The sequence below is a fragment of the Sporosarcina sp. So3-204 genome (genome assembly GCF_058068165.1).
Window position 1 is genome coordinate 1,790,794 of the sequence record NZ_CM176485.1, and the last position, 13,238, is coordinate 1,804,031.

9 protein-coding genes, 1 pseudogene and 1 riboswitch are annotated in these 13,238 nt (G+C 37.0%); of the genes and pseudogenes, 3 read left to right on the top strand and 7 right to left on the bottom strand.

All coding sequences use genetic code 11. The features are described from left to right. Nucleotides 1-224 precede the first annotated feature (224 nt). The 3 genes and pseudogenes from AC3RV6_RS08690 (at nucleotide 225) to AC3RV6_RS08700 (ending at nucleotide 4,152) form a co-directional block, all read left to right on the top strand. Nucleotides 225-1,598: a hypothetical protein gene (locus AC3RV6_RS08690; protein ID WP_489749045.1), complete on the top strand. Its 1,374-nt coding sequence runs from the start codon at nucleotides 225-227 to the stop codon at nucleotides 1,596-1,598. A 174-nt stretch (nucleotides 1,599-1,772) separates the two neighbouring features. Beyond that, a complete protein-coding gene (locus AC3RV6_RS08695) occupies nucleotides 1,773-2,672 on the top strand; it encodes a mechanosensitive ion channel family protein (protein ID WP_489749046.1) in 900 nt (299 codons plus the stop codon). Between the two features lie 269 nt (nucleotides 2,673-2,941). Further along, nucleotides 2,942-4,152 (top strand): annotated as a pseudogene (locus AC3RV6_RS08700) (ISL3 family transposase). A 365-nt stretch (nucleotides 4,153-4,517) separates the two neighbouring features. Here AC3RV6_RS08700 and AC3RV6_RS08705 read toward each other — a convergent pair. The 7 genes from AC3RV6_RS08705 to AC3RV6_RS08735 all read right to left on the bottom strand — a co-directional run bounded on the left by AC3RV6_RS08705 (nucleotide 4,518) and on the right by AC3RV6_RS08735 (nucleotide 13,237). Then, nucleotides 4,518-5,054 carry an STM3941 family protein gene (locus AC3RV6_RS08705; protein WP_489749047.1) on the bottom strand — a complete coding sequence of 179 codons (537 nt, stop codon included), beginning with the start codon at nucleotides 5,052-5,054 and terminating at the stop codon, nucleotides 4,518-4,520. Nucleotides 5,055-5,328: 274 nt separating this feature from the next. Continuing rightward, a complete protein-coding gene (locus tag AC3RV6_RS08710; RefSeq protein WP_489749048.1) occupies nucleotides 5,329-6,207 on the bottom strand; it encodes a DMT family transporter in 879 nt (292 codons plus the stop codon). Between the two features lie 78 nt (nucleotides 6,208-6,285). Continuing rightward, nucleotides 6,286-7,236 (bottom strand): alpha/beta hydrolase, encoded by a 951-nt coding sequence (locus AC3RV6_RS08715; RefSeq protein ID WP_489749049.1) that lies wholly within the window; start codon nucleotides 7,234-7,236, stop codon nucleotides 6,286-6,288. A gap of 293 nt (nucleotides 7,237-7,529) precedes the next feature. Further along, complete coding sequence (gene chrA / locus AC3RV6_RS08720; protein WP_489749050.1) at nucleotides 7,530-8,723, bottom strand: chromate efflux transporter; 1,194 nt, start codon at nucleotides 8,721-8,723, stop codon at nucleotides 7,530-7,532. A 16-nt stretch (nucleotides 8,724-8,739) separates the two neighbouring features. Next, on the bottom strand, nucleotides 8,740-9,048 hold the full coding sequence (locus tag AC3RV6_RS08725; RefSeq protein WP_489749051.1) for a PadR family transcriptional regulator: 309 nt from the start codon (nucleotides 9,046-9,048) through the stop codon (nucleotides 8,740-8,742). A 433-nt stretch (nucleotides 9,049-9,481) separates the two neighbouring features. Beyond that, nucleotides 9,482-10,366: a 4-hydroxy-tetrahydrodipicolinate synthase gene (gene dapA / locus AC3RV6_RS08730; protein WP_489749052.1), complete on the bottom strand. Its 885-nt coding sequence runs from the start codon at nucleotides 10,364-10,366 to the stop codon at nucleotides 9,482-9,484. Nucleotides 10,367-10,489: 123 nt separating this feature from the next. After that, a riboswitch (Lysine riboswitch) is annotated at nucleotides 10,490-10,668 on the bottom strand. 217 nt (nucleotides 10,669-10,885) lie between these two features. After that, a complete protein-coding gene (locus AC3RV6_RS08735; RefSeq protein WP_489749053.1) occupies nucleotides 10,886-13,237 on the bottom strand; it encodes a bifunctional diguanylate cyclase/phosphodiesterase in 2,352 nt (783 codons plus the stop codon). Nucleotide 13,238 lies beyond the last annotated feature (1 nt).

The window sequence follows — 13,238 nt, forward strand, 5'->3', positions numbered from 1 at the left end:
TTCGGGGTTCAGTTCATTTTTACAGGAAAGACTTTTTTATTATGCAAACACTTAATAGTTGAACATGTAGTTTTCCGCCTATTTATCGTATGTAATGCCAGTGTGAACACAAGAAAGATATTTCATTACACATATTGACATTACTATTAAATAATTGTTATAGTAATACTTGTTATACTATACTGACTATTTTGATAGGAATAGTCCTGATGAGGGGTTTGTTAATGAAGAAGTTACCAAGTTTTTATTCGAAAGTACTTGTTGCATTGCTTTTATCTTTATCTTTGGCATTTACACAATCAGTCGCATTTGCGGCGACACCAGCTGCTACGGAGTCGAAGGCAGTTACTACAAAGCAAACGGACGGAGCACCACAGTATAAGTTGTTTCTGAAAGAGATGTTTGACATTGGTTTTACGAAAACAATCACAAAAGGTAATTTTATTGAAGCGGTTGCTACGAGTTTAAACTATGTGCCGTCAGGTGAGGAAGTTACATTTACAGATTTACCAGTAGACCACGCTTTATTTTCATCTGCAGCTGCATTGTATGAAAACGGGGTTTTATCGAGCACAACAGTTCAAAGTGATAAAGTACTTACGAATGCGAATGCGGTATACATGGCGGTTAGGGCGGCTGGTTTGAAAGAATTGGCTAATACATATCCAGCAATGAAAGCTGATAAAGTTCTCGCAAAATCACATGTCAAAAGTAGTAAATTAAGTATAAAGAGTAAACAGGAAATTGCTGTAGCAATTGATATGGGTTTGTTGCCTGTTGAGTTGTTTAAGAACTTTAAGCTGTATGAAAAGGCAAGTGATGAGTTAGTATACACGTTGCTTGGTTACATATTAAAAACAAACGGTCTTTACAAAAAGTATCTTGGTTATACAGATGATGCAGCTATATTTACGCAGTTGAATAACGCTTATAAAACAGCTGATATTATTGATGCACCTAAATTACAAACTCTTGTAAATGAAGGGTTAAAAAAAGATTTAATCACAGGTTATAATTTAAAAGATTCACGTTTCGATCCTAATTTCATTGACTCATTGTCTCTTAAATACGGGCATTCAGATATTAAACATGCCATCCAACTGATTGGCTTGCTGCGCAGTGAAGGTATCCATGCCAAGGTACAATTTGAACCTAAAACATCTGCTTATATTCACTTAGCGGAGTGGGGCGACCCAGGTCCAGACGTTGTACAAATCGAGAATGGTAATTTTATTAACTACTCTAAAGAATATGATCTTGGATTCGAATTTGCAAACGCACAAGATAAAAATACTTTCGAATCAATCGTTATGAAATATGCTAAAAAAGATGAAGTAGATCAAACGGGTCTTATCCACGGCGCGTGGTGGCAGCCTCTTTATTTCTCTAAAACAAAAATGGATTCTTATGAAGTCATCACGAATAACTTCATCGCTGACAAAGATAGTCCTTATACAGTTCATGCATTTTCATTGAATGAAAATTCTACGAAGGTCATCGAAGGGTTTAAAGCAATTGACCCAAGTGTCGAGGTTACCCCAATTCAATTTTGGGTGGATAAACCATTCTTTAGATATCTGCACGGTAAAAGTAAATAAGTTTTGCTACCAGGTTTTAATGAGAACCTGGTATTTTTTTATGGTTAAACAACTACGAATTTTCATAATGGCGTGTTCCTCATATTATCTTCTACTAATATTGGCTTTCGTACTGAACAATCGGTTATTTATAAGGTATACTTATAGGAAAGAGAACATAAGGAGTGTGAATCAATGCCAAAATTTTTAACGGATTACTTTTCGGGGCTTGGCAATAGTTTATCTTCTACATTAAAAACACCGGATGCTTACTTGAATAAACTAGCATTATCCGTTGCTATTATCGTAATTGCTGTGGCATTACATTTCTTATTTAAAAATTTAATTACGCGGAATGTGAAGGAATATAAGAGGAAGTTTCAGCTACACAAATTAAATAAACAGAGTATGGTCACATTGACGGTCATTGCCATCTTATTAATATGGGTCCAAGCGATTAATGCACTTATTTTAATTACATTACTAATTGGTGTGTTCATTGTGTTCATGGTCAGAGGATTAACGAATAACTTTATCGGTTATTTTGTTATTAAGTCTAGGAAATACTTTGAAATTGGGCATCGTATTGAAATAAATGACATTATCGGAGATGTAATTGACATTAACCCCGTTAATTTTAAACTGCTAGAAGTTCGGCATGGTTTATCAGCAGATGCCAACACTGGCCGTATTATTAAACTTCCAAATAGTATGATTTTCGATAATTCCATTGAAATCATTGGCGTAGCAAATACATTTATTTGGCATGAGATTAAGTATGTCCTTTCGTTTGATAGTGACTGGCAAGCAGCGGAAAAAATTATGACTGATACGGGTAATATGTATTTCAATGAGTCAGTTTTTCCAGAGTTGAAAGAGAAAAATAATCATTTGTTTAGTGGGCAAGGAAAATTACAGCCGGTGTTTTCAGTGGATACAAATACGGATGGCATTGTCTTGGTCTTAAGGTATTTAGTAAACTACAAGAAAGGAACGAGTGTAAAAACTTTGCTGCAACGAAAGATATTACCCCAATTCAATGAAAATTTGCAAATCCAGTTTGCGATAGCAGAAGTGAAGGTTTTTCAGGGTTAGTGTAATGCCTGTCTAGGTATCAGAAAATGTGTTTATTAAGATTAAATTCATGTACAAGTGTATAAGCCTATTCATTTTAATTACATATTTCGAAAGTGGAAGTCAAGGACATGAAGATTTTCCTGACTTCCTTTTGTATTGATATGCTTAAAAACGGGTTCTATAATATTTGTTGGGGTACATGTACAATTCGTGAAAAAAGAAATGCACGAAATCACCTGTTCTTTTATACTTGAGTTACCTAGAAACAAGTATAGGAAAGGTGATCCGTGCATATGAATTTTAACATGAATATTCCAGGATTAAAAGATGTTAGCGTTGAAAAAATAGAAGAAATAGGTGAAAGAACTGCGTTATATGTTTCACTACCGAAAAAACCACAAAAGTGTCCTCGGTGTAGTGAAATGACGATAAAAGTACACGATTACCGTATGCAAAAGATCAAACACTTGAAATGGTTTGAACGCCTGACGATTTTGTTCTATAAACGACGTCGCTATGCTTGTGTGTGTGGAAAGCGCTTCTCTGAGGAGTGCCCTTTCGTAGCGAAGTACCAACGATACACAAAAGAATGGAACAAAGTCGCAAGAATTCGCTCAATCAAAGCGAAAACTTTTAAAGAAGCAGGAGAAGTACTCGGTACCTCTAGTACTACAATTATTCGGCGTTTTAAAGAAATCGCAAAAGAACAGCTTGTTGGTGGCGTTCACTTGCCTAAAGTGATTGCGATTGATGAATATAAAGGTGATACAGACGCGGGAAAGTTTCAATTGATTATTGCCGATGCCGAAACCCATGAACCGATTGATATTCTACCTAACCGAAGAAAAGATACAATTAAAGAGTATCTTTATAAGCATGGTTCTGATGTGGAAATGGTTGTGATGGATATGAACCCAAGCTTTAAAGCAGCCGTTAAACAAGCATTGGGGCGGCCTTTGATTATTGCAGACCGCTTTCACTTTTGCCGTTATATTTATTGGGCGATTGATGAAGTGCGACGTAAAGTTCAAAAAGAGTGGCATGCATACGACCGAAAAAAGTGTAAGCGAATGCGATTTGTCTTATACAAAAGAAACAATAAATTAACAGAGAAGAATCGCTGGTACTTAGATCGTTATACAGGTTTATCTGATGAACTAAAAAGAGCTTATGAACTGAAAGAAGCTTATTGTGAATGGTTTGATTGGGCTAAAATGACAGATGATGTCTTAGAAAAAAAAGACTAGAAGCTTTCTACCGTAAGGTAGGAGAAGCAAAGATTCCTGCTTTTTTAAAAGCGATTCGAACGTTAAAAAATTGGCAAGTAGAGATTCTAAATAGTTTTATATTCAGGTATTCTAATGGCTTTTTAGAAGGCATCAATAATAAAACAAAAGTGATGAAGCGGACCGCTTATGGTTTTAGACGCTTTGATCACGCTAGAGCCAAGATATTATTAAATATCAAGTATAAAGAAATTGGCGTTCATTTAGGTTAAGGCTTTTATCATTCTTTCTGAATGATTGAAAGGATTGTTGATTGGAGCGGAAGGTGACGACTCTGGCGGGAACAGCGCGAACTGAAGACCCTGGACTGAGCGATAGCGAGGGAAGCGGCTGAAGTCGTGCCCGCAGAAAGCGTTCACCTGAAGCGGAAATCAATATGCCCTTTGTCTGAACAAGAAAAAAAGGTGACGTGTTATTCACTCCACCCCAACATTTGACTTAGAACCTAAAAACGAATTATCATAAAATTGTATAGCACTGGCACCGGACAGTTAATAGCCTTTTTAAAGTCAAGTACTAATTTCCCGGAGATGGAAAGATTCAGACCTGTTTCTTAAACTCGTAGCTTGCAATTTCTTCATTTTTTATATTCAGATTCAAGTTCGTCTTCATGAATTTGCCATCGAATGATAATTTCATCGAAAAGATTATCTAACGAGAACGCGAGGTTATTAACTGGTATGTTTACTTGAGCGTCAATCAGTTTCTTATTCGCTCTATTTAATATACTTTTTATACCACTGGTCCGATTAATAATTAATTCTGGATCATGTGTAGAGATGCCTAGAAATGGCTGTCCTCCAAAAGTAATTAAGTCAATATTTTTTATGTCTTCCCACCTAACAAATCCAGCTCCTACAAAACTTGACCGATCCATAATTCCTTCTTGAGAAATAATCAATACGGGTTTGCGTATGAATATTTCTTTTAGATAAAATATTGCACACAACCCAAAAATGACAACTGTTACAACACCTATAAGTCCTATCCATGATGGCAATTGTTCACCCTGTGATAAAACAATAAATAAAATGCCTGCTACTACAAAAGCGCAGGAGAATAGTGCTAGCTTAATCATTATTGCCCATTTGGAATAAATAATAATATCATCCATTTAAATCATCCCCTTATTTACGACCTACTAACTTACACTACAGGAAACTGATTAAATATCCAAATATAATTGAAAAGTTTTTCGGTTCAACACCAAAATCTGTACTAGATTGTTAAAAATGAAAAAGTATCTTAATAAATTTTTAGGCTACTTGCTAAAACTCCATACTTTTAAAAAGGAAGTCAAGGATGTATAGCTTTTCCTGACTTCCAATTGTATTAATATACTTTAATCAGAATTGACGTAAAAATGTATCGCGCAGGCAGCCCACAATTCATTTCTTTGCCGACACAGGATAAATCAATTCTTCTTTCTTGTTTTTCTTGAACATGTAAAATGATGCGCCGAAAATGATCAAATAGCCTAATAAGCTATAGACATCTGGTACTTGGCTGAGAAAAGCAAAGCCGAGGAGCGCTGTGAATACTACCGTAAAGTAATTAAATACGGAAATCTCTTTAGCAGGCGCAAATTTATACGCTAGTGTGATACCGAACTGGCCGACTGTTGCAAATACACCGCCGAGCAATAAGTATGATGTCTGCTGAAGCGTCATTGGTTCGTATGCATAGATAACAAAAGGCAACAGGATAACAGTGGTAAAGCCTGAGAAATAAAATACGATTGTGTAAAAGTGCTCTCGTTGGCCTAGCGCCCGAAGTACAGTATATGCGCCGCCAGCGAAGACTGCGGATAGAATTCCCGCTGCATAGGGGACAAAATCCAGTGAAAATGACGGTTTGATAATAAATAGAATGCCGAGAAAGGCTACAAAAATACTGTATAGCTGATAAGGTTTAACATGCTCTTTTAGAAAAATTGCCGCGAACAGAATTGTGAAAAACGGACTCATTTTATTGAGCATATCTGCATCTGCAATAACAAGGTGGTCTATCGCATAAAATAGCAAGATAATACCGATAGCCCCAAGAATAGAACGGAGTAGCAATAGCGACTGGTTTTCGCGTTTGCCGAATAACCGTTCTTTAAAATGAATGACAAAGAAAAATGAAATAATCATGGACACACCATTTCTGAAAATGGTTTTCTGCAGTGTTGGAACGTCTCCTGAAAGCTTGACAAAAAGCGTCATAAGAGAAAATCCAAATGCGGATATGATTAGTAATATAATAGCTTTGTTACGATTCGTCATAATAGCCTCCGGTTCAGTTTGAATACCGTAATCGGCTATTCAGTGTTTAAAATTTTATTATATAAGTGAAATTGTTACTTAATCCGTTAATATGCCGCCTAAGAAGTCTTGCACATGCTTTTCATACTCGATTGTTATATTATCATAGGATTTCGTATGACCTGCATCAGGAACAATCCATAATTCTTTTTCGCTAACTGCTGCGTCAAAGATTTGTTGTGCCATAGCGGTAGGGACCAAATCATCTGCATCACCATGAATAATCAATAAAGGTCGTGTATTTTTTTTTACTTGATCCACTACGGAAGCTTCTTCGAATGTATAGCCTGCTCGTATCTTTGTAACTAAGCTTGTCACGTTCAATAATGGGAAAGAAGGTAAGTTGTAAATATGTTTCAATTGATGCGCAAGTTCTTCCTGGACACTGCTATAAGAACTGTCTGCAATGATTCCTTTTACTTCATCCGGAAGCTCTTCTCCGCTTGTCATCAGCACAGTGGCAGCGCCCATTGAATTACCATGTAAAATAACTTGCTGATCTCCAGATTTTACTAAAAAATCAATCCATCTTTTATAATCGAGGCGGTCATGCCAACCGAAACCAATATAATCGCCTTCACTTTCCCCGTGGCCGCGAGCATCAGGTAGTAATACATCGAAGCCTTGGTCATAATAGAACTTGGCGAGTTTCCCCATATCTTCGCTGGTATTGCGGAATCCGTGTGCTAAAATAACTCCTTTTTGCTGAGGTTCTATTTGTGCAATAAACTGAGCTTTTATTTGAAAGCCTTTGTCTGTTTCTAAGTCTATAATCTCTGGCTTCTGCTGATCAAACCAATCATTAGCTTCTTTTAGATGCTGCTGATCCTCATTGCTAGCCATTGCGTTTAAAGAGGCTTCCTCTGTATGTAAAACAACTTCAGTGCCTCTTTTCACAGCTTGATTGTAGAAGTAATTTCCTGCAAATAGGAGAGCAACTGTTACCAAAACAAGTACAATCCCTACTGATATTTTAATCTTTCTTTTCATCTCAATACCCCTTTCGCACTAGTTGCTATCTTATATGGTAAGGCACTTTGGCAATATAGTAAATACTATGATGGGAAATGCTGAAGTATCTATTGAAAAGGGGAAGAGGGAAGTAGTTTGCTAACGTCAGAAGTCGTACAAAACATACTCTATTTCTAAATGGGCAAGCTTCTTAAAAATAGTTAATGAAAAAAGACTAACAACTTGTGATGTGGCCCTTAGAGGTTAGATTTTTAACCCTAACTTTCGTGGTGCACATGATTGTTAGTCTTTTAGATTATAGATATAATCATTTAAATTAATGTCATGAGTGAACCGCCTATAGCTCCAGAAACCACAATAATCCAAGGTGGAAGTTTCCAATAGGCAAGCATACTAAACAAAATTGCGGCTAAAGCAAAATCAATAGGCGCCAAAATTGAACTTGTCCAAATCGGAAAATAAAAAGCAGAGATTAAAATTCCGATAACTGCTGCATTTACACCCATTATTGCACCTTTAATTTTAGCGTTGTTACGTAAACTATCCCAAAATGGTAACGCACCAAGAATTAGAAGGAAAGCAGGTAAGAAAACTGCAAACGTTGCGACTAAACCACCCTGCCAACCTTTCATAACGGTTCCTAAATAGGCTGCGAATGTAAATAGGGGACCAGGTACTGCTTGCGTAGCACCATAACCTGCTAAGAATGACTCTTCGCTTATCCAGCCAGTTGGTACAAGTTCCTGTTCTAATAAAGGTAAAACAACATGACCACCTCCGAAGACTAATGAACCTGAACGATAAAAACTATCAAACATTGCTACCCAATAAGATCCAGTTACTTCTCTGATAACCGGCAAAAGAAACAACAAACCGAAAAATAAAAGTAGACAAATCACTGAAACCCTTTTGGAAATCAGAAATTTCGATTTAGCTTCTTCAACTTCATCGTGTTGTTTAAACAAAAGGAACCCAAATAATGCTGCGATTAATATGACACCTACTTGAGTAAAAGCTGATTGCCAAAGAAGTGTACCTAATAGTGCAAATAAAGCGATGGCTTTTCTTTTTAAATCAGGCGTCAAATTTTTGGCCATTCCGATTACCGCATGTGCAACTACAGCCACTGCCACAATTTTTAATCCGTGTATCCAGCCAGCATTTCCGATATCAGATCCGGTGAGCAGTAAAGCAAAAAGGATAAGGGCGATAACTGAAGGAAGTGTAAACCCTATAAAAGATGTTATTCCACCTAATACACCTGCCCGCATAACACCTATACCGATACCAACTTGGCTACTTGCCGGTCCAGGTAAGAACTGGGATAAAGCAACTAAATCTGCATAACTTTTTTCATCCATCCATTTTCTTTTTCGTACATATTCTTCATGAAAATACCCTAAATGAGCTGTTGGTCCACCAAAAGATGTAAAGCCTAGTCTTGTTGAAACTAAAAATATCTCCATAAGTGATTTAAATCCCCTAGTAGGGTTAGTCTGATTCATTGTTGGCTCCTTTTTGTTAATCTTTGATTTCTATAAAGAGTTCATATGCCTTTTTCCTGGCTTCAATAAGGACTAGATCTCCTTTTTTAGTTGTTGTGTAATACTTTCTGATTTTCCCATCTACGTTTTTATCTTCTCTTATTAGAAGTCCATCTGACTCCATTGCATGTAGGATAGGGTACAAAGTGCCAGAACTGATACTGTAACCGTGTTCTCTGAGTTCTTCTAACATCCAAACACCGAAAATGGGATGCTCTTTTGCGTGGTGTAATATGTGTATATGAATAAAACCAAGAAATAATTTCCGTAATACTTTATCTGCCAAACTATCACCCCTAACATTGATATTGAAATTAAATATTGAGTACCGATATCGAAAGCATATTACACGTTCTGATTATTTACAATACAAAAACTAACATTTACATAATCTTTACATTATGTATTCAGTAAGGATTCGGTACCTGGAAAAACCGGCGATTTCGAAGTAGCATTATTTTCATAAACTAGTCATGAAATAATCTGTTCGGATGTAGGTACTAGCTAGAATAATCACTTGCAGGCGTAAGTATAGATATAAAAAGTAATCACCCTACTACTTGTTGGAGAGTAGTAGGGTGATTACTTTTGTTTTAAAATTCTAGTTCCTTCTTAAGCAAGGCACTTATAAACAAAGACATTATGCAATGAAGGAAATGATACAAACCTGAATTGCTTTAGATTTAAGTGTTGCAGATACTTTAGAAGAAAAGAACAGTTTAAATAAGTATCGGTTCTTCGTAATTTAGCACATTTTTTAACGAATCTAGCTGCACATCTGTTAAGGGCAGTATTGGTAATCGGACGCCGCCTACAGCGACTCCTTTTAAATTCAGCGCAGCTTTAACAGGTGCAGGGTTCGGTGCAGCGAACATTTCATTTATGGTCGGCAGTAGGTGGCGATGTAGTTTCGCTGCTTCTTGGACACGTCCGTTATTAAAATGTTCTATCATAGTTTTCATATTCGTGCCAATGACGTGAGCAGAGACCGAAACAACGCCTGCGCCACCGATCGCGAGGACGGGAAGTGTCAAGCCGTCATCTCCGCTGTAAAGTGAAAAATCTGGCGGCGTATTTTCAATAATCGCAGACATGGCATCTAGGTCTCCGCTCGCTTCTTTAACAGCAATAATATTCGAAATACCGGCTAGTCGGATAATCGTCTCAGGATTCATATTAACTGAACTACGCCCTGGTATGTTGTATAACATAATTGGTCGCGAGGTTGATTCAGCAATCACCTTGAAATGCTGATACATTCCTTCCTGACAGGGTTTGTTGTAATACGGTACGACAAGCATAATGCCATCGACTCCGACTTCTACAGCTTGCTTGGTCAACTCGATTGACTCTTTCGTGCTGTTTGTTCCAGTACCTGCAATGACTGGAACTCTTCCTGCTACGACCTGGACTGTAAACTGAAATAATTTAATCTTTTCTTCATGTGTTAATGTTGGAGATTCTCCCGTTGTTCCTGCTACGACCAAGCCATCAGATCCGTTTGCAATCAAATGCTCAATAAGGTTACTGGTGGCAGTGTAATCAATTTCTTCTTGTCCGTCAAATGGCGTTACCATCGCGGTAATCAGTTGTCCAAAATTCATCTGTTCTCCACGTCCTTTTTGTTTTATTTAATAAAACATAGAGGGTGGAGGGCAGTTCTTCCTGAAACGCAAAAAGCAGCAACGAGGGCTCGTTGCTGCTTTGAAATAATAAATTATTTCGTTGCACCAGATAGCCCTCCATATAGTCGCCTATATGACAATTCTGCACTTATTTAGCCCAGAACCAGCGATGAGTTAATGAGCAACTCATGCGCTTCGGCAAATCCCCCTTTTTACAATCTTCTTCGGATCTCATCATCCTCGGATTGTATACTGATGGTCTTTGCGCCTCTATCCTTACTTCAAAAAAACTGAAATAAGTGAATGTTTAATTACAGCTATCATAACCTCTAGTGATTAAAATTGCAACTAATTTTCATATGTCTACGCGCTAAACTATTCACTACAATTGTATATTTGAAAATTAAAGCGATGATATTAAAGGTTTTTCTGACTTCACTTTTGCATGAATATACATTAAGAAGAATTACGAAAAATGTGTAACACATCGCAATAAGTTTAATATGTCAGCAATAGTTGCTGTCGAAGTACCTCAATCATTTTATCGGGCGTTAAAGGTTTATAGAAGTAATAGCCTTGAACCATATCGCAGCCTTCTTGCTTTAGCCATTGGACTTCTTCTTTCTCTTCTACGCCTTCCATAATTACTTGTAAACTTAAGTTATGGCCAAGTTGGATAATGGACCGAACGATTGCTTCTTGTCCTTTATTTCCAATTAAATTGTGCATGAAGGACTTGTCTATTTTTAATATATGAATCGGTAATTCTTTTAGATGGCTGAAAGAAGAGTAACCTGTCCCGAAGTCATCTAAAGATATTTGAATGCCTGCATCGCGCAGCTCGCAAAGTTTCGATTGTATTTCGGAAGCTAGGGAATCAGATTCTGTGATTTCTAGTTCTAAAAAGTTGAGATTCATTTGTGTATCTTTCGTAATTTCCATTAAATTTCGAAAAAAATTGTCCCTTGTTAATTGGAGAGGGGATATATTGACAGCTATTACAGTTGGTTCATGTAATTCTTCTGACCATGCTTTCCACTTCATGCAAGCTTCGCGTAAAACCCACTCGCCAATCATGTGGATCATTCCTTTTTCTTCAGCAATCGGTATAAATTCCATAGGGGATATCGGTCCTAGAATCGGATGATCCCATCTTAGAAGTGCCTCAGCACCAATTATTTTCTCGGTGTCTAATAAAAGTTTAGGCTGGAAAAGTAGGTGGAATTCTCCGTTAACAAGAGCGGATGATAAAGCTTCCTCCAATAGAAGTCTTCGCCTATTTTTGTCTTGGATTGCTACATTAAAGGAAGTTACCTGGTTTTTACCACGTTTTTTTGACTCGTTCATAGCTAAATCCGTGTATTGTAAAAGTTCGTCTGCAGATTGTGCTTCATGAGGGTACGTGGAAATACCAGCACTCATTGTAATGTCTATGTTAATTTCATTTAAAATGAAAGGTTTACGAACCTCGTTAATGCAAAGACTAGCAATTTCGTGAAGTTCGTTCACGCGTTTACCGTCTACTAAAATGATGAATTCATCGCCACCGATTCTTGCTAGGAAATCACCTTCTTTTAAACATATAGTTAATAATTTTGCTACATGTTGCAAGGCTGAGTTACCTGCTTGAAGTCCGTGCGTATCATTAATGAACTTAAGTCTGTCAATATTAAGAAATATACATCCAATTTCAGCAGAAGATTGCAGCCATTTCTGTAAGGTTTCATCCAGTTTATGTCTATTTGGTAAACTAGTTAACGTATCATGAAAGGCGAAATATTCGATACGCTGTTTAGCTTGAATATTTTCTGTGATATTACGTATAAACCATAATGAATTATTTAAGGATTCGCCTTGAATAGGCTGTCTTTTTACTTCGCAAATAACGGAGCCGGTTTCTAATTGAAATTCCTGACTGCTTGCTATATCTTCTGTTAACGCAACATTGTACTCGTGTAGTTTTATATGTCTCTCGACGATTCCAGCTTGTTTCATTAAATCATAAAAGGCTGGATTAGCATGCATAATCATTCCTGATTTATCAGTTATAACAATACCATCTGTTGCAGAGTCCAAAATGGCATTTTGCACGATTTTTTGCTTTCCCCAAATCCTGTTAAAAATAATAGAGAAAAAGAATAGTGAAAAGATTAATATAGTCACAATTGCAACAACCCAAGCGAGTAAAGTCGTGTCGATACTAGATGTATTGGATATATCAGCGGAAGAATTTTCTGAAAAGTGGGTTGCTGCCATACCTGTATAATGCATTCCTGCGATTGCCATAGCCATAATTAGTGAAGTGAGAAGTTTCACTTTCGAGGACATTTCACCTTGGGAATAAGGTGAAAGAAATCCAACCCATAAAGCGACCAAAGATGCTGCAATTGCAATACCTGCGGACACTAGAACTAAAGGTGTATCATATGAAATATCTAAAGGACGTATTGCCTCTGTTCCAACATAATGCATAGAAACAATCCCTAGTCCCATTAAAATTCCAGCAAACCAAAAACGTAGACGGTTTCGGCGATTACGGGAAATTAAAAAATACCCTAAAATACAGGCAATCGCTGAGATGAAGACTGAAATAATAACGAGGGGCGTGCTGTAATAAACAGGTATAGGAAAATGGTGTGCTAACATGGCGATAAAGTGCATAGACCAAATACCGATTCCAAGCGTAGCGCCTCCAGAAACAAGCCATGCAACCTTGGTTACGCCTGTCGTATACATAACTCTTCTAGCTAAATCGATGGAAGCGTAAGCAGATATCGTTGCAATTATGTAAGAGAGTATGACTAAATATATATTAAGATGATTAAACATTGACGTAAAATTTTGATTCAAC